The organism is Sanguibacter sp. HDW7, from assembly GCF_011300875.1.
GTDB lineage: Bacteria > Actinomycetota > Actinomycetes > Actinomycetales > Cellulomonadaceae > Flavimobilis.
On record NZ_CP049862.1, the window covers coordinates 2,802,501 to 2,823,265 of the forward strand.

The window sequence follows — 20,765 nt, forward strand, 5'->3', positions numbered from 1 at the left end:
CGACGAGGAGACCCCATGTCGCTCACCCCCACCCCCGCTGACAAGTTCTCGTTCGGCCTCTGGACCGTCGGCTGGAACGCTCAGGACCAGTTCGGATCCGCGAGCCGCCCGTGGCTCGACCCCGTCGAGTCCGTCCACCGCCTCGCCGAGCTCGGCGCCGCCCACGTCACCTTCCACGACGACGACGTCGTCCCCTTCGGCTCCGACGCCGCCGAGCGCGACCGGATCCTCGACCGCTTCAAGGGCGCCCTCGCCGAGACCGGCGTCACCGTCGAGATGGTCACGACGAACACGTTCTCCCACCCCATCTTCAAGGACGGCGCGTTCACCTCGAACGACCGCCGCGTCCGCCGCTACGGCCTCCGCAAGGTCCTGCGCAACGTCGACCTCGCCGCCGAGCTCGGCGCAGCCACCTTCGTCATGTGGGGCGGCCGCGAGGGCGCCGAGTACGACTCCGCCAAGGACCTCTACGCCGCGCACGACCGCTACGCCGAGGGCATCGACACCGTCGCCGCCTACATCAAGTCCAAGGGCTACGACCTCCGCATCGCCCTCGAGCCCAAGCCCAACGAGCCCCGCGGCGACATCCTCCTGCCGACCGTCGGGCACGCCCTCGCGCTCATCGAGAAGCTCGAGAACGGCGACATCGTCGGCCTCAACCCCGAGACGGGCCACGAGCAGATGGCCGGCCTCAACTACACGACGGGCCTCGCCCAGGCGCTGTGGGCCGACAAGCTCTTCCACATCGACCTCAACGGCCAGCGCTCCATCAAGTACGACCAGGACCTCGTCTTCGGCCACGGCGACCTCTTCAGCGCCTTCGCGACCGTCGACCTCCTCGTCAACGGCTTCCCCGGCGGCGGCCCGCGCTACGACGGCCCCGTCCACTTCGACTACAAGCCCTCGCGCACCGAGGACTTCACCGGCGTCTGGGACTCGGCCGCCGCGAACATGCGCACGTACCTCCTCCTCAAGGAGCGCGCGCTCGCGTTCCGCGCCGACCCCGAGGTCCAGGAGGCCCTCGAGGCCGCGGGCGTCCTCGAGCTCTCGCAGCCGACGCTCGCCGAGGACGAGACGCTCGAGTCGTTCCTCGCCGACACCTCGGTCTACGAGGACCTCGACGTCGACGCCGTCGCCGCACACGGCTTCGGCTTCGTCCGCCTCAACCAGCTCGCACTCGAGCACGCGATCGGCGCTCGCTGAGAACCCGCGCCGGGGTTCCTCCATCCCCCGGCACGCACGCTCGCCTGCCGGCCCCGACCCCGGGGCTCGACACGGCCGGCGCAGCCGGGCGGCCCTCCCACGCGGAGGGCCGCCCTTGCCGCATCCCCCACCCGACCCACCCGACTCCTGGAACACACATGACCCTCGTCGCCGGCGTGGACTCCTCCACGCAGTCCTGCAAGATCGTCATCCGCGACGCCGCAACCGGCGCGCTCGTCCGCGAGGGCCGCGCCTCGCACCCGGCCGGCACGACCGTCGACCCCGACGCCTGGTGGGACGCGCTCGTCGCAGCCGCCGCGGACGCAGGCGGCCTCGACGACGTCGCCGCGATCGCCGTGGGCGGCCAGCAGCACGGCATGGTCGTGCTCGACGCCGACGGCCGCGTCATCCGCGACGCGATGCTGTGGAACGACACGTCCTCCGCGCCCGACGCCGCCGACCTCGTGCGCGAGCTCGGCGACGGCGACACGGCACGCGGCGCGGCCGCATGGGCCGAGGCCGTCGGCGCCGTGCCCGTCGCGTCGTTCACGGGGACGAAGCTCCGCTGGCTCGCGCGCGTCGAGCCGGAGAACGCCGCGCGCGTCGCGGCCGTGTGCCTGCCGCACGACTGGCTCACGTGGCGCCTGCGCGGCGCCCGCTCGCTCGAGGACCTCACGACGGACCGCTCGGACGCGTCCGGCACGTGCTACTGGTCCCCCACGACGGGCGAGTACCGCCACGACCTGCTCGCGCTCGCGCTCGGCCGCGACGACGTCGTCCTGCCCCGCGTCCTCAGCCCCGGCGCGTCCGCCGGCACGACGGACTGCGAGCTCACGCGCGGGGCCGTCGTCGGCGTCGGCGCCGGCGACAACGCGGGTGCGGCGCTCGGCCTCGGGCTGCGCGCGGGCGACGTCTCGGTGTCGATCGGCACGTCGGGCGTCGTCGCCGCCGTGACGGACACACCTGCGGCCGACGCCTCGGGCCTCGTCGCGGGCTTCGCCGACGCGACCGGTCGCTTCCTGCCGCTCGTCGCGACGCTCAACGCCTCACGCATCCTCGACTCCGCCTGCAGCGTCCTCGGCGTCGACTACGACCGCCTCGCCGAGCTCGCGCTCGCCGCGCCCGCAGGCGCCGACGGCGTCGTCCTCGTGCCCTACTTCGAGGGCGAGCGCACGCCCAACCTGCCCGACGCCTCGGCGTCGCTCCACGGCCTCACGCTCGCCAACGCCAACCCGGGCAACATCGCCCGGGCGTTCGTCGAGGGTCTGCTCGGCGCGCTCGCCGACGGCCTCGACCAGATCGTCCGCCAGGGCACGACGCCCGAGCGCGTCGTCCTCGTCGGCGGTGGCGCGCAGTCGCCGGCCGTGCGTGCGATCGCGCCCGTCGTCCTCGGTGTCGACGTCCTCGTGCCGCCTGCGGGCGAGTACGTCGCGGACGGGGCGGCCCGTCAGGCCGCGTGGGCGCTCTCGGGCGCCGACGACGCTCCTGTGTGGGAAGCGCTCTCCGGGGCGGGCGAGCTGCTGCGCGCCGACACGTCAGCCGAGGGCCGCGCGACGACCTCACGCGTGCGGGCACGTTATGCCGAGGCACGGGCGCACGTCCTCGACCGCGCCTGAGATTCACCCGGAATCACCCGGGAAGCTGTCCGGATCGACGCAGGACGGCCGCCGGCGCCCGACGCGTCCACGGTCGGGCACGGGAGGTCGAATCCCCCCGGAATGGCACGAGGCCCGACGATGAAGATCGTCGGGCCTCGTCGTCCGGCAGGCGCGTCGGTGAATGCCGGAGAAGTGCGTCGAAGCTCAGTGAGCGGCCTCGTAAGCAGCGCGGATCTCGGCCGAGATACGGCCGCGGTCGTTGACCGTAAAGCCGTTCGCCCGCGCCCATTCGCGCATGACGGTCGCGTCCGACGTGCCACGACGACGCGGCGCGCGGGCCGGCGCGGCAGCGCGGGAACCACGGGCCACACGGCGTCCGTGACCGACCCACGGGGCGAGCGCGGCGCGAAGGTCGGCTGCATTCTTGTCGTTGAGGTCGATCTCGTAGGTGACGCCGTCCAGACCAAAGGTCACGGTCTCGGCAGCCTCGCCACCGTCGATGTCATCCTCAAGAATCACCACGGTCCTCTGTGCCATTTCTGTTTCCGGTCCCTTCGTCGCGTGAGTGTTGAGCAATTATGTTCACGGACGTGCAGCGCCGTCAAAAGATTCCCTGTCGCCGCAGGCCCACGGTATTGCGACATTGCGGGGCATGTCGACGAGGGTCGCCTGTTGAGACGGGGCATTGTGCGGCGCGCGACCACATTGTCGGTGGCCTATTGGTCACGTGCGCGAGCCCGGGCGACACGAGCACAAGGGCGGGCGCGCCGGCGGGACGCGACTGCTGAGCGCGCGCTGAGTTCGCTCCCGGAACGGGGCGCAAGAGCTCGGGCACGGCTCGTCGGCAGCCCCGCCATTACGAAGGCGGCGCAGCCGACAGCCCGGTCCAGACCGACGACGGCCCTGCCTGCGGCGGGGCTCGGGAGGGTCAGCGCTCGCGCGACGCGGCGTTGGCGGCGGGGACGATCACGCCGTCACGCTCGGACTCGAACTGCGCGAGCGCCTCGCGCTCGCTGCGGTCGGCGCGGAGGATCGCGCGCATGCCCCACCAGAAGAGCAGGCCGACGCCGATCGAGGGGATGAGCGCGCCGATCGCTGCTCCGATGCTGTCCACCCACCCATCGTACGTTCGTGCGCCACGGCCGTGGCCCTGCCGGGGCGTGCGATCGCGCACTCCCCCAGCCGCAGGCCTGCCGCTGCGTCCATGATTCGAAGCCATGGCTACCCCAGCGCGCGCCACCGCATAGGGAGCGAACTGCGCAATCGCGCGTCGGGACTCGTCGCAACCGGATCGTTACATCGTCGGTATTGGCTCCAATCCGCGGCTCTTGATATGTTCAACGACACAACAAACCGACACCACTTGCGTTCAAGACTTGAACGCAGCAACCTGTGGTGCGGAACACGTCCGCAGCGACGCGGACCCGAACCGCCTCATCGACGAGGCAGCAGCACACCGCAGCACCCCAGCACGAAGCTCTTCATGAGCCCGCCTGAAGACGTGACCACCCGACGAAGGGAACCACCCACGATGTCCAGGACCACCAAGCTCGTCGCCCTCACCGCCGCCGCGAGCCTCACGCTCGGACTGGCCGCCTGCGCCTCCGAGCGCGACCCCGGCACCTCCCCCACGACCGCCGGCGGCGGAGCGACCACGACCGCAGGCGGCGGCGAGGCCGGCGGCCTCATCGGCATCGCCATGCCGACCCGCTCCCTCGAGCGCTGGAACAACGACGGCAAGCACCTCGACGAGCTCCTCAAGAAGGCCGGCTACGAGACGTCGCTCCAGTACGCCGACAACAAGGTCGACCAGCAGATCTCCCAGATCGAGACCATGGTGAACTCCGGCGCCAAGGTGCTCGTCGTCGCGTCCATCGACGGCGAGGCGCTCGGCAACGCCCTCGAGGCCGCCGCCGCCAAGGGCATCAAGGTCATCGCGTACGACCGCCTCATCAACGGCACCGAGGCCGTCGACTACTACGCGACGTTCGACAACTACAAGGTCGGCACCCTCCAGGGCGAGTTCGTCAAGGAGCAGCTGAAGCTCGACTCCGAGGCCGGCCCGTTCACCCTCGAGCCCTTCGCCGGGTCGCCCGACGACAACAACGCCAAGTTCTTCTTCTCCGGCGCCTGGGACGTCCTGCTCCCGTTCGTCGAGTCCGGCAAGCTCGTGGTCCCGTCGGGCAAGAGCCCCAAGACCAACGACGACTGGAAGTCCATCGGGATCCAGGGCTGGGAGACGGCCAAGGCCCAGTCCGAGATGGACAACCGCCTCAACGCCAACTACCAGGACAAGAAGGTCGACGTCGTCCTGTCGCCCAACGACTCCCTCGCCCTCGGCATCGAGCAGTCCCTCGAGTCCAACGGCTACAAGCCGGGCGCCGACTGGCCGCTCGTCACCGGCCAGGACGCCGACAAGGCGAACGTCATCAACATGCTCGCCGACAAGCAGGCCATGACCGTCTGGAAGGACACCCGCACCCTCGGTGACCAGGTCGCCCTCATGGTCGACCAGATCGTCAAGGGCCAGACCGTCGAGGTCAACGACACCGAGACGTACGACAACGGCAAGAAGGTCGTCCCGTCCTTCCTCCTCGCCCCGCAGGTCGTCACGAAGGACACCGTGAAGTCCGCCCTCGTCGAGTCCGGCTTCTACAAGGCCTCCGACCTCGGCCTCTGACCGGCAGCGGCGCCGGGGCACCCGCCCCGGCGCCGCTCCCCGGCCCCACCAGCACGACGACGAGGACGAGAGATGGACGACCTGTCACAGCACAGCACGATCCTCGAGATGCGAGGCATCACGAAGACGTTCCCCGGGGTCAAGGCCCTCGAGGACGTCACGCTCGAGGTCCGCCGCGGCGAGGTGCACGCGATCTGCGGCGAGAACGGCGCCGGAAAGTCGACGCTCATGAAGGTGCTCTCCGGGGTCTACCCCCACGGCACCTACGACGGCGAGATCCGGTTCGAGGACGACGCCTGCGAGTTCCGGAACATCCGCGACTCCGAGGAGCGCGGCATCGTCATCATCCACCAGGAGCTCGCGCTCAGCCCCCACCTGTCGCTCGCCGAGAACATCTTCCTCGGCAACGAGCGCCAGACGCGCGGCGTCATCGACTGGAACCGCACCAACCGTGAGGCGGCCCTCCTCCTCGCGCGCGTCGGGCTCTCCGAGCACCCCGACACCAAGGTCCGCGACATCGGCGTCGGCAAGCAGCAGCTCGTCGAGATCGCCAAGGCGCTCTCCAAGCAGGTCAAGCTCCTCATCCTCGACGAGCCCACCGCGGCGCTCAACGACGAGGACTCCGCCCACCTCCTCGACCTCATGCGATCGCTCCAGGGGCAGGGCATCACCTCGATCATCATCAGCCACAAGCTCGGCGAGATCACCGCGATCGCCGACTCGACGACCGTCATCCGCGACGGCCGCACCATCGAGACCCTCGACATGCACGGCGACGAGCCCGTCTCCGAGGACCGCATCATCCGCGGCATGGTCGGCCGCTCGCTCGACAACCGCTACCCCGACCACGAGTCCCACCCCGGCGACGAGGTGCTGCGGCTCGAGGGCTGGACCGTCGACCACCCCCTCCACGACGACCGTCAGGTCGTCTCCGACGCCTCCCTGCACGTCCGGGCGGGCGAGGTCGTCGGGCTCGCCGGGCTCATGGGGGCCGGCCGCACCGAGCTCGCCATGAGCGTCTTCGGTCGCGCCTACGGCCGCCACCACACCGGCAAGATCCTCGTCAAGGGCCAGGAGGTCGAGCTGCGCAACGTCCAGCAGGCCATCCGCGCCGGCATCGCCTACGTGAGCGAGGACCGCAAGCGCTACGGCCTCAACCTCATCGAGGACATCAAGCGCAACATCGCCGCGTCCGCGCTCGGCAAGATCTCCAGCTGGGGCGTCGTCGACGGCGGCCGCGAGGTCACCGTCGCCGAGAAGTACCGCCAGGACCTCAACATCAAGACGCCGACGGTCGACGCGCTCACCGGCAAGCTCTCGGGCGGCAACCAGCAGAAGGTCGTCCTCGCGAAGTGGATCTTCACCGACCCTGACGTCCTCATCCTCGACGAGCCGACACGCGGCATCGACGTCGGCGCGAAGTACGAGATCTACCAGATCATCAACGCCCTCGCAGACGCCGGCAAGGCGATCCTCATCATCTCGTCCGAACTTCCCGAGCTGCTCGGGACGTGCGACCGCATCTACGCCATGAGCCAGGGACGCATCACCGGATCGGTGACACGCGCCGAGGCCGACCAGGAGACGCTCATGCGCCTCATGACCAAGGAGAAGGAAGGGGCGGACGCGTGAACGCGCTGACGCAGTACCTCAGCCGCAACGTGCGGGACTACGGCATGATGGCGGCCCTCATCGTCATCGTCATCGTGTTCCAGGTGCTCACGGACGGAAAGATCCTCGAGTCGCCCGCGATCGCGAGCCTCGTGACGCAGAACGCGTACGTCTTCATCCTCACCATCGGCATGGTCATGGTCATCGTCGCAGGCCACATCGACCTCTCGGTCGGCTCGGTGGTCGCGTTCGTCGGCGGCGTGACCGGCTGGCTCATGATCAACCAGGGACTCCCCTGGCCGCTCGTCGTCGTCCTCGCGATCGGCGTCGGCGCCCTCGTCGGCGTCTGGCAGGGCTTCTGGATCGCGTACGTCGGGATCCCGGCGTTCATCGTCACCCTCGCGGGCATGCTCATCTTCCGCGGCCTCGCGATCGTCATCGCGGGCACGACGATCTCCGGCTTCCCGCAGGGGTTCAAGAACATCGCAGGCGGCTACATCCCTGCGTGGTTCGGCTTCGCAGGACCGTTCGACCTCCTCACGCTGCTCGTCGGCGTCGTCGCGATCGCAGGCCTCGTCGTCGCGGGGCTCCGCAAGCGCTCCGTCCTGCGCCGCGAGGGCCTGCACTCCGAGCCGCTCGTCGCGTGGATCGTCAAGACGGCCGTCATCGCGGCGCTCATCGGCTTCGTCACGTACAAGCTCGCGACGAACGTCGTCGCGGACCCGTCGAGCACGGGCACGCCGATCGTCCTCATCATCGTCGGCCTCCTCGTCCTCGCGTACACGTTCGTCATGAACCGCACGGTCTTCGGCCGGCACATCTACGCGATCGGCGGCAACCTCCACGCGGCCGTCCTCTCCGGCGTCAACACCAAGCGCGTGAACTTCATGATCTTCGTCAACATGGGCATCCTCGCGGGCATCGCAGGCGTCGTCACGACGTCCCGTGCAGGTGCGTCGATCGCCGCCGCCGGCGTGAACTTCGAGCTCGACGCGATCGCCGCAGCCTTCATCGGCGGAACCGCCGTCACCGGCGGCATCGGCAAGGTGTCCGGCGCGATCATCGGTGCGCTCATCATGGGCGTGCTCAACATGGGCCTGTCGCTCATGAACGTCCCGGCCGAGTGGCAGCAGACCGTCAAGGGTCTCGTGCTCCTCGCGGCCGTCGCGTTCGACATCCTCAACAAGCGGCGCAACGCGGCCGTCTGATCGGTCCCGCACCGGCTCTCGGGCCCCTGGTCGGCTCCCGTCGACCGGGGGCCCGAGCTCGTTGCGCTGACGCACCGCACAGCACGAACCCGCGCGCAGCCGGGGCTGCGCGCGGGTTCGTCAGGCCTAGATCAGAGCGGCTTGACCAGCGGGAACGTGATCGTCTCGCGGATGCCGTAGCCCGTGATCGCCATGAGCAGGCGGTCGAGGCCCATGCCCATGCCGCCGCTCGGCGGCATCGCGAAGTCCATGGCCGTGAGGAAGTCCTCGTCGAGCACCATCGCCTCGTCGTCGCCTGCCGCGGCGAGCAGCGCCTGCGCCTCGAAGCGCTCGCGCTGGATGACCGGGTCGACGAGCTCGGAGTAGGCGGTCGCGAGCTCGAAGCCTCGCACGTAGAGGTCCCACTTCTCGACGAGGCCCGGCTTGGAGCGGTGGCCGCGCGTGAGCGGGCTGGTCTCGACCGGGAAGTCGCGCACGAACGTCGGGGCAAAGAGGTGGTCACCCACGTGGTGCTCCCACAGCTCCTCGACGAGCTTGCCGTGGTTCTGCTTCTTCGGGTCGACCTTGAGGTCGAAGCGCTCGACGAGGGCGAGCAGGTGCTCGACCGTCGTGCCCGCGGTGATCTCCTCGCCGAGCTTCTCGGACAGCGAGTCGTACATCGTGATCTCGGCCCACTCGCCACCGAGGTCGTACTCGGTGCCGTCGGCGAGCGTCACGAGCGTCGTGCCACGCACCGCGAGGGCCGACTGCTGCACGAGGTCGCGCGTGAGCGCCGCCATCGTGTCGTAGTCGCCGTAGGCCTCGTACGCCTCGATCATCGTGAACTCGGGCGAGTGGCTCGAGTCCGCGCCCTCGTTGCGGAAGTTGCGGTTGATCTCGAAGACCTTCTCGATGCCGCCGACGACCGCGCGCTTGAGGAAGAGCTCGGGCGCGATGCGCATGAAGAGCTCCATGTCGAACGCGTTCATGTGCGTCGAGAACGGACGCGCCGCAGCGCCGCCGTGGATCGTCTGCAGCATGGGCGTCTCGATCTCGATGAAGTCGCGCCCGTGGAAGTTCTCGCGCAGCGACCGCACGACGGCCGCGCGCGTGCGCACCATCTCGCGCGCTGCGGGGCGCGTGATGAGGTCGACGTAACGCTGGCGGACGCGCGCCTCCTCGGAGAGCTCGGCGGTCGAGCCGTCCTCGCGCTGGTAGAGGTTGGGCAGCGGGCGCAGCGACTTCGCGGCGATCTGCCAGGTGTCGGCGAAGACGGAGAGCTCGCCGCGGCGCGAGGAGCCGACGCGGCCGCCGACGAAGAGGTGGTCGCCGAGGTCGACGTCGGACTTGAACGCCGCGAGGCGCTCCTCGCCGACGGCCGCGAGCGAGAGCATCGCCTGGAGCCGCTCGCCGGCGCCGTCCTGGATGGTGACGAAGCAGAGCTTGCCGGTGTTACGGAGGAACACGACGCGGCCGGCGACGCCGACGACGTCGTCGGTCTCGACGCCTGCCTCGAGGTGGCCGTACTGCGCGCGGACGGCGGAGATCGTCGTCGTCACGGGCACGGAGACGGGGTAGGCCTCCTGGCCGGACGCGAGGAGGCGCTCACGCTTCTCCTTGCGGACCCGGATCTGCTCGGGGGTGTCGTCCGCCGTGGCGGTCGAGGGGTCCTGGGGCGTGGGCGCGGAAGCCGTCGCGTCGAAAGCAGTCACGCCCCCAATCCTACCGACCCCCAGCGCACCTCTCCCTCCCCGCTCAGGACTCCCGCGAGACAGGGGTTCCGTCGCGAGATAGCGGTCTACAGACCCCTATCTCGAGTGCAGACCCCTATCTCGCGAAAGGAGAGGGGTGGGGTCAGGCTCGGAGGTCGAGGGCCAGGTCGAGGATCGGGGCGGAGTGGGTGAGCGCGCCGACGCTCATGTAGTCGACGCCCGTCGCAGCGACGCTCGCCGCACGCTCGAGCGAGAGGTTGCCCGTCGCCTCGAGCTCGACCTTGCCGCGTACCTTCTCGAGCACGCGCACGGCCTCGACCGTCGACCGCAGCGCGTCGTCGTCCATGTTGTCGAGCAGCAGGAAGTCCGCGCCCGCCTCGACGGCCTCGACGGCCTGCGCCTGCGTGTCCGCCTCGACCTGCACCGCGACGTCCGGGAAGCGCTCGCGCACCGACGTGACGGCTGCCGCGACGGAGCCCGCCGCGACGACGTGGTTGTCCTTGATCATCGCGACGTCGTACAGGCCCATGCGCTTGTTCGTGCCGCCGCCGCAACGGACCGCGTACTTGTCGAGCGCGCGCAGGCCCGGCGTCGTCTTGCGCGTGTCGAGCACGCGCGCCCGCGACCCGTCCGGCCGCACGACGGTGTCGAGCACGTCCGTCCACGCGCGCGCCGCCGTCGCGACGCCAGAGGCGCGCGACGCGATGTTGAGCATGGTGCGCTCCGCGACGAGAAGCGCCTGCACCGGACCGGTGAGGCGTGCGAGCACCTGGCCCGCGCTCACGCGGTCGCCGTCGACGACGAGGTGCTCGACGCGCACGGGCGCGAGGTCGAAGATCTCGCACACCTGCGTGAGCGTCTCCCGCACAGCACCGAGACCTGCGACGGTGCCGTCCTCGCGCGCGACGAGGTCCGCCGTGCCGAGCACGACCGGCGAGATCGTCGCCTGCGTCGTCACGTCGCGTCGCTCGCGCCCGCCAAGGTCCTCCTCGAGCGCCATCGCGACCGTCGCCGCCATCCACGCGCGGCCCGGGCCGGGGTCACCGGGAAGGGTCGGGTCCGAGGGGTACGCGGGGGCGTTGGGCGCGACTGAAGCAGGCGAGATCGCCGTGGTGGGGGTGGTCACGCCCGAACGCTACATCACCCGCAGGGTCTCGGCTCACGGACCACGGTCCCACGTGCGGAGACGTTCACTCCCCGTAGTCGGGAGCGGGCTCGAGGCCGAAGAACTCCTCGAGCGACGGCTCGCCCTCCTCGTGCACCGCCGCCGCGAGCCCGGAACCGACGTACCGCAGGTGCCACGGCTCCGCCTTGTATCCCGTCCAGGACTCGTGCCCATCGCCGTACCGGACGACGAAGCCGTAGCGGTACGCGTTCGCGACGAGCCACGCCGACGCATCTGTCTGCCCGAAGCAGCTCATGACGCCGCAGGGGTCGCCGAGAGCGACGACGTCGACCGCGAGGCCCGTCTGGTGCTCCGAGTAGCCCGCGCGCGCCGAGGCGCGCTCCGCCTTCTCGTCGCCCAGCTGCGCGACCCATCCCTCGAACGTCGTGCGCTGCTCGAGGTACGTGCGCGTCGCGGAGTGCACCGCGATCGGGCTGCCGTCACGCTGGGCGTCCGCCCGCAGGTCGGCGAGGGCCTCCGCCGCCGCCGCGCGCATCGTCACGGCCGCTCCCGCAACCGGCACGAGGTCGTCGGGCGCGTACTCGAGAGGGTCGAGCGGGCGACGCTTGTTGACGACGACGGTGACGGAGCCCGGCGAGTCGATGTCGTAGCCGCGGCCGGGCGGCTCGACCGTCGGCGGGGGCTCAGGCTCGTCGGCGCCAGGCGGGTCCGGCGTCGCCGCAGGCGGGGCGTCGGGCGTCGCGGAGCCCTCGGTCGTCAGCCCAGGTGCCGGTCCGCCGGCAGCCGGAACCGACGGTGCCCCGAGCCAGCCCGACGGCAGCACCGCACCGACTCGCGCGGCGAGAGCGTCCGGCGCGAACCTGTCGAGCGCGACGAACGCCCCGATCCCGGAGACGACGACGAGCAGCGGCGCGACGACGAACGCGACGCGTCGACGACGCCGCCGGGTCCGAGATCGAGCCGCCGTGGTCACCGGGCGATCGTACCGATGCCGCGTGTCGTCAACGCTCCGCGGAGGTGTGGGCACGGTGGAGGATCTCGAGCGAGCCGTCGGCCGCGAGCCGCACCTCGATGCGCAGGAGCCACGCGTCGTCCCGCTCGGGGAAGTCCGTGCGGACGTGACCCCCGCGGGACTCCTCGCGCTCGAGCGCCGTCACAGCAAGGACGGTCGCGATCTGGTGGATGTTCGTCGTCTCCCACTCGGCGACCTGCGGGTGCGCGTCGACGACTCCCGCGGGCCGAGGCCCGCCGTTCGTCGGCACCGACGCGAGACGCTCGAGCGACGCGAGCAGACCCTCGCGCGAGCGCAGCACGCCCGGACCGGTCGCCGCAGCGCGCTGCACGCGCGAACGCATCGCGGCCGCGACGAGCGCCGTCCGACCCTCGTGCGCGACGGGCTCGATCCGCACGAGCTCGCCCGACGTGAGGCGCGCGGCGACGTCGACCGCCGCACGGTACGCGAAGACGAGGCCCTCGAGCAGCGAGTTCGACGCGAGCCGGTTGGCACCGTGGACCCCCGTGCACGCGACCTCGCCCGCGGCGTAGAGCCCCGGGACCGTCGAGCGCCCGTGGAGGTCCGTGACGACACCGCCCGAGTGGTAGTGGTGCGCCGGTGCGACGGGCACGAGGTCCGTCGTCCAGTCGATGCCGTGCTCGAGGAGCCGTTCGGTGATCGTCGGGAACCGCTCGCGCAGGAAGTCCGCACCGAGGTGGCGCGCGTCGAGGTAGACGTGGTTGGACTCGGTGAGACGCAGCCGCTCGACGATCGCGCGCGCGACGACGTCGCGCGGCGCGAGCTCCGCCATGGGGTGGACGTCGGGCATGAAGCGCACTCCGTCGATGTCGACGAGCAGCGCACCCTCGCCGCGCACGGCCTCGGAGACGAGCGTGAGCTGGCCGCGCACGCCCGAGCCGGCCCACAGGACCGTCGGGTGGAACTGGACGAACTCGACGTCGCCGAGCGTCGCCCCGGCGCGCAGCGCGAGCGCGTCGCCGTCACCCGTCGCCTGCACCGGGTTGGTCGACGACCGGTACACCTGGCCGATGCCGCCCGTCGCGAGGATGACCGCGGGCGCGAGCACCGCGCCGACGCCGTCGCGACGCCCCTCGCCGATGACGTGGAGCGTCACGCCCGCAACCGCGCCGGGGACCTCGTGGCCCTCGTCGTCGAGCGTCGTGGGGCCCTGGAGCAGGTCGAGGACGAGCGCGTGCTCGACGATCTCGATGCCCGGGTCGTTGCGCACGGCCTCGAGCTGCACGATGAGCGCGCGCGAGATCTCGGCACCCGTCGCGTCGCCGCCCGCGTGCGCGATGCGGTCCGCGTGGTGGCCGCCCTCGCGCGTGAGCGCGATGTCGCCGTCGGCCGCGAGGTCGAAGTGCGCGCCGAGGCCGACGAGCTCGCGCACACGGTCCGGGCCCTCGGTGACGAGGACCTCGACCGCCGCACGGTCGCACACGCCGACGCCTGCGACGAGCGTGTCCTCGAGGTGCGCGTCCGGGGAGTCGGTCGGCGCGAGCGCCGCCGCGATGCCGCCCTGCGCCCACACGGTCGAGCCCGAGGAGAGCTCGCCCTTCGTCACGAGCATGAGCCGGCCCTCGGGGCCCAGGCGCCGGCGCAGCTCGAGAGCTGCCGTGAGGCCCGCGATGCCCGAGCCGACGACGACGACGTCCGCGTGCGCGGTCCAGCCCGGCTCGGGGGCCGTGAGGCGCCGCGCGAGGACGGGGCGCGTGCTCTCGACCGCGACGCTCGCGGCGGCGCTCGTGAGCGCCGGGTCGATCGTCGTCACGCGAGTTCCGCCGCGTCCTGCGGGCCGGCGCCGTGCCCCTGGAAGGCTGCGATGGGCAGGCCCGACGCCTCGAGGCCGTAGCCGTCGGGCACGAGACCCGGCTCCTCGTTGACGTCGACGATCCTGTTGGCAGCGTCCACGAAGACGACGTGCGGCATGTACGTGCGGGCGTCGGCGTCGCTCATGATCCCGTAGGCGATGAGGATGACGACGTCACCGGGGTGCACGAGGTGGGCGGCCGCACCGTTGATGCAGATCTGGCCCGAGCCGGGCTCGCCGGGGATGACGTACGTCGACAGGCGAGAGCCGTTCGTCACGTCGACGACGTCGACCTTCTGCCCCGCGACGAGGTCCGCCGCGCGCAGGAGGTCCGCGTCGACGGTGATCGAGCCGACGTAGTGGAGGTCCGCCTGCGTGACCGTGGCCCGGTGGATCTTCGCGATCATCATGGGGCGCTGGAGCGACGCGGGAGGTGTGGTGTTCATGAGGGATCCTCAGGCCTGGGCGACGCCCGCGCTCGGCGGGACGACGTCGACGGCCGTGTTGTCGATGAGTCGGGTCGTACCGACGCGCGCCGCGACGAGCAGCAGCGCGCCGCCCGCGTACGCCGCGGGCACGTCCTCCACGGTAGTCGGGTCGACGAGCACGAGGTAGTCGGGGTCCACCCCGGCGGCCTCGAGCACGGCGTTCGCGGCCGCGCGGACGGCGTCCGCACCGTTCCCGCCGGCCTCGGCACCGGCGTGCAGCGCGCCGGACAGCGCGAGCGCGCGGGTGCGCTCGTCGTCGCTCAGGTACGCGTTGCGCGACGACAGCGCGAGGCCGTCGGCCTGCCGGACGATCGGCACACCGAGGATCTCGACGGGCAGCTCGAGGTCGAGCGCCATGCGCCGGATCGCGAGGAGCTGCTGTGCGTCCTTCTCCCCGAAAACCGCGACGTCCGGGGCGACAAGGTTGAGGAGCTTGAGGACGACCGTGAGGACACCGTCGAAGTGCCCGGGTCGGACCGCGCCCTCGAGGACGGTGCCGATCGGGCCGGACGTCACGCGGACGATCGGCCCCGTCGGGTACATCTCCTGGGCGGACGGCGCGAAGACGACGTCGACGCGCGCGCCGCCGCGCGCGAGCGTCGCGAGGTCGGAGTCGAGGTCGCGCGGGTAGCGCTCGTAGTCCTCGCCGGGCCCGAACTGCAGCGGGTTGACGAAGTCGGTGACGACGACCTGGCCCTCGGGACCGACGGCCTCGCGCGCGGCGCGTACGAGCGCGAGGTGCCCGTCGTGCAGAGCGCCCATCGTCATGACGACGGCGCGGCGCGGGACCTCGCCGGTCTCCTCGAAGGCCTCGAGGTCGATCCCCGCGAGCTCCTCGGGCGACCACAGGGCCGCGTCGAGCTCTGCGCGGGTGCGGGCGACGGTCGGGCTGGTCATGGTTCCTCCGGGTGGTCCTGGGCGAGCACGTCCATGATCTCGCGCGCAGGGCCCTCCGCGAGGCGGCCGGTGCGCACGGAGCGTGCGGCGGCCGCACGCGCGAGGGCGCGGTAGGAGTCGAGGACGTCGAGCGCGTCCTCCTCCGCGGCGAGCCCCGCGAGCACGTCGAGGTGCTCGCGCACCGTCCCGACGTCGCCGCGGACGACGGGACCCGTGAGGGCGGACATCGCGCCCGGGTCTGCGGCCGACGGCGGCTGCGAGGAGTCCGCCACGTCGGCCGCGCGCAGCGCACCGTCGAGCGCGGCACGCAGGAGCGGTCCGAGCACCGCGCCCGGCTGCTCGACGCCCGCCGCGCCGAGAGCCTGCGCGGCCTGCGAGACGAGGACGACGAGGTGGTTCGACGCGTGAGCGAGGGCCGCGTGGTAGAGCCCGCGACGCTCCTCGGGCAGGACCACGGGTTCGCCGCCGAGCTCCATGACGAGCGCCTGGCCGATCGCCTGGACCGTCGGGCCGCTCGTCACGGCGAACGCCGTGCCGTCGAGCCGGGCGAGGTCGAGCGACGTGCCCGTGAACGTCATGGCCGGGTGGATCGCGAGCGTGATCGCGCCCGCGGCCGCGGCGGGCGCGAGGATCTGCGTCCCGTAGCGGCCCGACGTGTGGACGACGAGCTGGCCCGGCAGCCAGGCGCCGACGGCAGCGAGGCCCGCGACGAGGTCGCCGAGCGCATCGTCCGGGACCGTGAGCAGCACGAGCTGGGCCGCACGCACGACGTCAGGGACCTCACGCACGGGCACTCCCGGCAGGAGCGTCGCAGCACGTTCGAGCGAGGCCTCGGAGACCGCCGAGACGGCGACGACGTCGTGCTCGAGCGCGCGCAGCGCAGCGCCGAGCACCGCGCCGACGCGGCCGGCGCCGACGACGCCGACCGTGAGCCGCCCGGGGCGGGCAGGGCTCATGCGCTCGGCTCGCCGTCGAGGCGACGGGTGTCGTCGTGCGTCGGGTGCTCGGGAGCGGGCTGCGTCGGGGCGGCGGCCGGAGCCTCCGCGCCGAGCACGGGCGGGACCGGGACGGGCGGGACCGGGACGGGCGGCGCCTGAACGGGCACGCCGGACGCGTCGTCCGTGGCCTCGACCTGCTCCGCGAGCTCGGGCGCGACCCGGCGCATCCACTGCTCCGGGCCCTCCGCGCGGCGGGCCGAACGCGCGCGGTCGTCCTGCTCGTCGAGCAGCCGCGCAGCGTCGGCAGCGCCGAGGTGGTGAACCTGCGCCTGGACCGGGCCGAGCGTCACGTGGAGCGCGACGCTCGCGAGCCCGAGGCGTCGCTGCCACGGCCCCTGCTGGAGGGCGAGCGACTGCGTGCGCTCGTGCGGGACGAGCGTGAGGCTGCGCGTGAGGCGCCCCCGCCGGATGACGAGGCAGCGCCCCGCGACCGCATAGCCGTTGCGACGCCACGTGAGCGGGTCGAGCCAGCGGGCCGCGCGCGGGCTCGTCGTGAACCCTCCGTCGGCACCCGAGCCGTCGAGGCCCGCCGCGAGCAGTGCGAGCGGGTCGGCGACGCCGAGGTCCGGCAGGACGAGCCACAGCGCGTCGAACGCGGTCTCGCGCGGACCGACGGGCAGCAGGAGCGTCGAGACCTCCTTGGTCTCCCCACCGATCGTGTAGCCCGCGACGGTGACGTCGACGCGCCACCAGTCCTTGCGGCGCCACAGCAGCGGCTGGCGCATGCGGATCGCCTGGACACGGCCCGGCGGGATGGTCTGCGAGCGGGTCTCGAGGAGTCCCGAGCGCGACCGGATGCCGTCGGGCGAGACCGCGCCGACGAAGTTCGCCTCGGAGACGAGCCGCTGGAACACGTACCCGCCGAAGCCGAGCAGCGCCGGCAGGAGCGTGAAGATCGGCGCCGCGCTGGAGGTCACGGCGACCGCGATGACGACACCCGCGACGAGCAGGACGAGCACGGGCGTGACGAACGAGCGCACGACCGAGCCGGCCGTCGTCGCGAACGGCACCTCGTAGAGGACGCGCTCGGGCGCGACGGGCGCGGCCTCGCCCTCGGCGACATCGACGCCTGCAGCCCGCGCGAGAAGCTCGGCCCGCAGCGCGTCGGCCTCGGCACGGCGCAGGAAACCGATCGCGACGCCCGAGCCCGCGCCGCCCGCGACCTCGAGCCTGAGCTCGGCGAGGGAGAAGGCGCGCGCAAGCAGCGGCTGCACGATGTCGACGGCCTGGAGACGGTCGAGCCGCGCCTGCTTCTGCTGCCGGAAGAGGATGCCCTTGCGCAGGTGGACGGCGTCCGTGCCGATCGCGTACCGCGTGAAGCGCCAGGCGACCCAGCAGTACAGGGAGACGACGGCGAGGACGACGGCGAGCCCGCCGAGGATCCACAGCAGCCCGACGCCGCGGGCGAGGTCGACGGTGTCACCGAGGCCCTGGAGGCTCTCGGCGGAGTTCTGCAGGACGATGAAGAGGAGGACCACGATGACGGTCCAGCCGCGTACGACGGGTGTCACGGGGTGCATGCGCCGCCAGACGAGCCCGGTCTCGGGCTCGAGCTCGGGGGCGGCGGACGTCCGGGTGCTCACAGCCCGGCCAGCCGCGCCTCGCCGCGCGAGGCGAGCCGGTCGCGCAGGCGCGCTGCCTCGGCCGGGTCGAGGCCGTCGATCGACGCGTCCGTCGAGGCCGAGGCGGTGTGGAGCTGGAGCGACTTGATGCCGAACATGCGCGCGAGCGGACCCTGCGTCTCCTCGACGTACTGCATGCGGCCGTACGGCACGACGACGAGGTTGCGGAACATCACGCCCTTGCGGATGAGCAGGTCGTCCTCGCGCTCGACGTAGCCGATCGCGCGCACCTGCCGCACGATGACGATCGCGATCCACAGCCAGAGCGCGGCGACGACGCCCGCGAGCGCCCAGAACGCCGGGTGGACGACCAGTGCGAGGACGACGCCGACGGCGAGCGGGACGACGAGGAAGAGGCCCACCGCGATCTGGCGTGCGGGCACGAGGCGGGGCGAGACGCTCTGCCACGTGACGCCGGGCAGGTCGAACGGGCTGGGCTCGGGTGTCATGCGCACAGTGTCCCACCAGCCTCCGACATCGCGCGCACCCGGAGGTCCCGGCGGGCCGCGTCCTCCAGCACGTCCGCGAGGTGCCGGGCCGCCGCAGGATCGAGCGGACCGACGTCGACCGCGAGCGGCCCGTCGACGAGATGGACCGCGACGGTGACGACCCCCGCCCGGCGCAGGAGCGGCCCCTGCTCGACCGCGACTGCCTGGACGCGGTGCAGCGGCACGAACGTCACCTGAGGGGCGAGCCGGCCCGCGCGCACGAGCAGCCCGTCGGCCGCGAGCGCCGCCGTACGCACCCGCCACGTGAGGGGCGCGAGCCACCACGCGCGGTCCGGCACGCGCAGGACGCTCACGGGTGCACCGTCGACCGCGGGATCGGGGTGGACGACGCCGCGCCCGCCCGGCCAGAGGTCCGCGAGCAGGCGACGGTCGACGCGCGCGAGGGCGGGCAGCGCCGCCTGGGCGACCCGCAGCGCGGAGGCGGCGTCGCCCGCGGGCAGGAGAGCGCCCGAGAGCTCGTCGTCGTCCTCCTCGTCCGGGTCGTCGTCCGATCCCGTGAGCACCTTGACCGCCCACAGGTCACCGCCCCACCACTGCGGGCGCGTGCCGATCCGCACGGCGTGCACGCGACCCGCCCGCACGGTCTTCTCCGTGCGCGTCGCGAGCCCGGACGCGACGTGGAGATCCTCCCCCACGCGCTCGACCGTCCGGCCCGAGCCGCTCTCGACGGCCTGCCATACGCGGCGGCCCGCGAACGCGAGCGCACCGGCGGCGAGGAAGAGGCCCTCGCGCAACGAGGGCACCAGGAGTGCGACGACGGTGCAGGCGAGCGCGACGACGAGCGCTGGGGCGACGGGATCACGCAGGAGGAACGCCCGCACGACCGTGCGCCGGTCCGTCCGCACGAGCAGGGCACGCTCGGAGACGCGCCTGCGGGGCTCGCCCGGCGCAGGCGGGTCGGGGTCGGGTGAGGGCTCCGGCGCGTCGGCGCCGTCGGGGTCCTGCGTCGCCGTGTCCCGGGCGTGCGGCGCGAGGGCGACGCCGTCGTGCCCTACGGCGTTCTGCACCACCGCCGCATCCTGCACCGCCGCGTCCAGCGCCGCTGCGTCCAGCGCCGCTGCGTCCAGCACCGCTGCGTCCTGCACGACTGCGGCCTGCACCGCCTCGCCGCGAGCGAGCAGCCGTTCCCGCAACGCTTCCGCGTCCGCACGCCGCAGCAGCCCGACGACCATCTGGTCGTCGCCGTCGGCGACGCGCACCGTGAGCTGTGCGAGCCCGACGACGCGGGCCCCGAGGGAGACCGAGAGGTCGACCCCGTCGATGCGCGCGAGCCGCACCGTCGTGTGCGTGCGCACCTTGCCGGTGTACCGGCTGTGGAGCTCGTCGCCGTCGAGCGCCCACCACGTCCGGCGGCGGCTCACCTCGATCCACAGGACCGCGAGCGCGACGAGCGTGAGCCCGAGGCCTGCCCACCGCGGATCCGTCACCGCACGGCCCACCCAGGCGAGGATGCCGCCGGCGTCCTCGGCCTCGCGCAGGAGGACGTACGCGCCGAAGCCGGCGAGGCCGAGGACGAGCGTGAAGGACTCCGCGACGTGGCTCAGCGGGTGCGCGCGGAACCAGGGCAGCGACGGGTCGGGCTCGGTCGCGGGTCGCGCCGCCGCGTCGTCCCTGTCTGCGGGGACGGGAGCCGAGGCGCCGACCGGCACGACAGGAGCGTCGGGAGAGTCGGGAGAGTCAGGAAGCTGAGGGACGACGACGGTCGCCGCAGCGGGCTCCTCGTCGATGTCCACGTCGGTCAGGGGCTCAGCCGCAAGAGGTGTCGCGACGCCCGAGGTCCCGGGGACCTCCTGGACGACGAGCTCCGCCCCCGACCGTGCGAGCAGCACGTCACGCAGCTCTGCGGCCTCCGCGGGCGTGAGCCCCTGGACGACCGTCGACCCACCCGGCACCTTGACCGTCACGGTCGCGAGCCCGAGCCGGCTGTCGATGATTCCCTCACCGAGCTCGACGGACCGCACGCGCGACCACGGCACGCTCCGCACCCGGCGCGCGAGCCATCCCGACCGCGTGACGAACGCGTCGTCCTCGGCCCGCCACGCGAGCCCGCGCACGTGGGCGCGCGCCGTCGCGAGCATCCCCACGAGCCACAGACCGAAGACCGCAGCGGCGATCCACGCCCAGCGCGTCCAGAGGAGCGCGACGCCCGCGCTCAGCGCAAGCGGGGTGCCGAGCGCCCACAGCGCGGTCTCGCACCGCGCCCGCACCTGCCGGGGACGTGGCCTCAGCCAGGTGTTCTCGTCGTGCACGCCGTCCGTCCCCCTGCCTCGCGCGGCATGCTCCGTCGGCGCGCCTCGCCGCACACTACC

General features: G+C 72.5%; 17 protein-coding genes. 5 read left to right on the forward strand and 12 right to left on the reverse strand.

Features of this window, described 5'->3' with window-relative positions; all coding sequences use genetic code 11:
• Positions 1-15: 15 nt before the first annotated feature.
• Positions 16-1,203, forward strand: a complete 1,188-nt coding sequence (gene xylA / locus G7063_RS12710) for a xylose isomerase (RefSeq protein WP_166414723.1) — start codon at positions 16-18, stop codon at positions 1,201-1,203.
• A gap of 158 nt (positions 1,204-1,361) precedes the next feature.
• On the forward strand, positions 1,362-2,819 hold the full coding sequence (locus tag G7063_RS12715) for a xylulokinase (RefSeq protein ID WP_166414724.1): 1,458 nt from the start codon (positions 1,362-1,364) through the stop codon (positions 2,817-2,819).
• A gap of 186 nt (positions 2,820-3,005) precedes the next feature.
• On the opposite strand, the gene G7063_RS12720 is transcribed toward G7063_RS12715, so the two are convergent.
• Together G7063_RS12720 and G7063_RS12725 are read right to left on the reverse strand one after the other, a co-directional pair.
• A complete protein-coding gene (locus G7063_RS12720) occupies positions 3,006-3,338 on the reverse strand; it encodes an Lsr2 family protein (RefSeq protein ID WP_166414725.1) in 333 nt (110 codons plus the stop codon).
• Between the two features lie 391 nt (positions 3,339-3,729).
• Positions 3,730-3,915 (reverse strand): hypothetical protein, encoded by a 186-nt coding sequence (locus tag G7063_RS12725; protein WP_166414726.1) that lies wholly within the window; start codon positions 3,913-3,915, stop codon positions 3,730-3,732.
• Between the two features lie 417 nt (positions 3,916-4,332).
• On the opposite strand from G7063_RS12725, the gene chvE reads away from it, so the two are divergent.
• From chvE to mmsB, 3 genes are all read left to right on the forward strand, one after another.
• On the forward strand, positions 4,333-5,481 hold the full coding sequence (gene chvE, locus G7063_RS12730) for a multiple monosaccharide ABC transporter substrate-binding protein (protein ID WP_166414727.1): 1,149 nt from the start codon (positions 4,333-4,335) through the stop codon (positions 5,479-5,481).
• A gap of 72 nt (positions 5,482-5,553) precedes the next feature.
• Positions 5,554-7,113 carry a multiple monosaccharide ABC transporter ATP-binding protein gene (mmsA, locus tag G7063_RS12735; protein ID WP_166414728.1) on the forward strand — a complete coding sequence of 520 codons (1,560 nt, stop codon included), beginning with the start codon at positions 5,554-5,556 and terminating at the stop codon, positions 7,111-7,113.
• Positions 7,110-8,300 carry a multiple monosaccharide ABC transporter permease gene (mmsB, locus tag G7063_RS12740; protein WP_240916082.1) on the forward strand — a complete coding sequence of 397 codons (1,191 nt, stop codon included), beginning with the start codon at positions 7,110-7,112 and terminating at the stop codon, positions 8,298-8,300. The genes mmsA and mmsB overlap by 4 nt, the downstream gene beginning before the upstream one ends.
• Before the next feature lie 131 nt (positions 8,301-8,431).
• Here mmsB and lysS read toward each other — a convergent pair whose 3' ends face one another.
• The 10 genes from lysS to G7063_RS12790 form a co-directional block, all read right to left on the reverse strand.
• On the reverse strand, positions 8,432-9,991 hold the full coding sequence (gene lysS, locus G7063_RS12745) for a lysine--tRNA ligase (protein ID WP_166414729.1): 1,560 nt from the start codon (positions 9,989-9,991) through the stop codon (positions 8,432-8,434).
• 142 nt (positions 9,992-10,133) lie between these two features.
• Positions 10,134-11,009 carry a carboxylating nicotinate-nucleotide diphosphorylase gene (nadC, locus tag G7063_RS12750; RefSeq protein ID WP_166415363.1) on the reverse strand — a complete coding sequence of 292 codons (876 nt, stop codon included), beginning with the start codon at positions 11,007-11,009 and terminating at the stop codon, positions 10,134-10,136.
• Between the two features lie 172 nt (positions 11,010-11,181).
• Entirely contained in the window at positions 11,182-12,090 is a 909-nt protein-coding gene (locus G7063_RS12755; protein ID WP_166414730.1) for a M15 family metallopeptidase, read from the reverse strand.
• 28 nt (positions 12,091-12,118) lie between these two features.
• Entirely contained in the window at positions 12,119-13,894 is a 1,776-nt protein-coding gene (locus tag G7063_RS12760) for an L-aspartate oxidase (protein WP_166415364.1), read from the reverse strand.
• 5 nt (positions 13,895-13,899) lie between these two features.
• Positions 13,900-14,388: an aspartate 1-decarboxylase gene (panD, locus tag G7063_RS12765; protein ID WP_166414731.1), complete on the reverse strand. Its 489-nt coding sequence runs from the start codon at positions 14,386-14,388 to the stop codon at positions 13,900-13,902.
• 9 nt (positions 14,389-14,397) lie between these two features.
• Complete coding sequence (gene panC, locus G7063_RS12770) at positions 14,398-15,327, reverse strand: pantoate--beta-alanine ligase (RefSeq protein ID WP_166414732.1); 930 nt, start codon at positions 15,325-15,327, stop codon at positions 14,398-14,400.
• Positions 15,324-16,283: a Rossmann-like and DUF2520 domain-containing protein gene (locus tag G7063_RS12775; RefSeq protein WP_166414733.1), complete on the reverse strand. Its 960-nt coding sequence runs from the start codon at positions 16,281-16,283 to the stop codon at positions 15,324-15,326. The genes panC and G7063_RS12775 overlap by 4 nt, the downstream gene beginning before the upstream one ends.
• Positions 16,280-17,908 (reverse strand): PH domain-containing protein, encoded by a 1,629-nt coding sequence (locus G7063_RS12780; protein ID WP_240916083.1) that lies wholly within the window; start codon positions 17,906-17,908, stop codon positions 16,280-16,282. The genes G7063_RS12775 and G7063_RS12780 overlap by 4 nt, the downstream gene beginning before the upstream one ends.
• Entirely contained in the window at positions 17,905-18,396 is a 492-nt protein-coding gene (locus G7063_RS12785) for a PH domain-containing protein (protein ID WP_166414734.1), read from the reverse strand. Before G7063_RS12785 ends, G7063_RS12780 begins: the two co-directional genes overlap by 4 nt.
• A complete protein-coding gene (locus G7063_RS12790) occupies positions 18,393-20,705 on the reverse strand; it encodes a PH domain-containing protein (protein WP_166414735.1) in 2,313 nt (770 codons plus the stop codon). The genes G7063_RS12785 and G7063_RS12790 overlap by 4 nt, the downstream gene beginning before the upstream one ends.
• Positions 20,706-20,765 lie beyond the last annotated feature (60 nt).

Excerpts from the sequence above, each read along its gene's own strand:
- chvE (WP_166414727.1), top strand. The coding sequence starts at position 4,333 with ATGTCCAGGACCACCAAGCTCGTCGCCCTCACCGCCGCCGCGAGCCTC.
- xylA (WP_166414723.1), top strand. The coding sequence starts at position 16 with ATGTCGCTCACCCCCACCCCCGCTGACAAGTTCTCGTTCGGCCTCTGG.
- G7063_RS12775 (WP_166414733.1), bottom strand. The coding sequence starts at position 16,283 with ATGAGCCCTGCCCGCCCCGGGCGGCTCACGGTCGGCGTCGTCGGCGCC.
- G7063_RS12720 (WP_166414725.1), bottom strand. The coding sequence starts at position 3,338 with ATGGCACAGAGGACCGTGGTGATTCTTGAGGATGACATCGACGGTGGC.
- panD (WP_166414731.1), bottom strand. The coding sequence starts at position 14,388 with ATGAACACCACACCTCCCGCGTCGCTCCAGCGCCCCATGATGATCGCG.
- nadC (WP_166415363.1), bottom strand. The coding sequence starts at position 11,009 with ATGGCGGCGACGGTCGCGATGGCGCTCGAGGAGGACCTTGGCGGGCGC.
- mmsA (WP_166414728.1), top strand. The coding sequence starts at position 5,554 with ATGGACGACCTGTCACAGCACAGCACGATCCTCGAGATGCGAGGCATC.
- panC (WP_166414732.1), bottom strand. The coding sequence starts at position 15,327 with ATGACCAGCCCGACCGTCGCCCGCACCCGCGCAGAGCTCGACGCGGCC.
- G7063_RS12785 (WP_166414734.1), bottom strand. The coding sequence starts at position 18,396 with ATGACACCCGAGCCCAGCCCGTTCGACCTGCCCGGCGTCACGTGGCAG.
- G7063_RS12715 (WP_166414724.1), top strand. The coding sequence starts at position 1,362 with ATGACCCTCGTCGCCGGCGTGGACTCCTCCACGCAGTCCTGCAAGATC.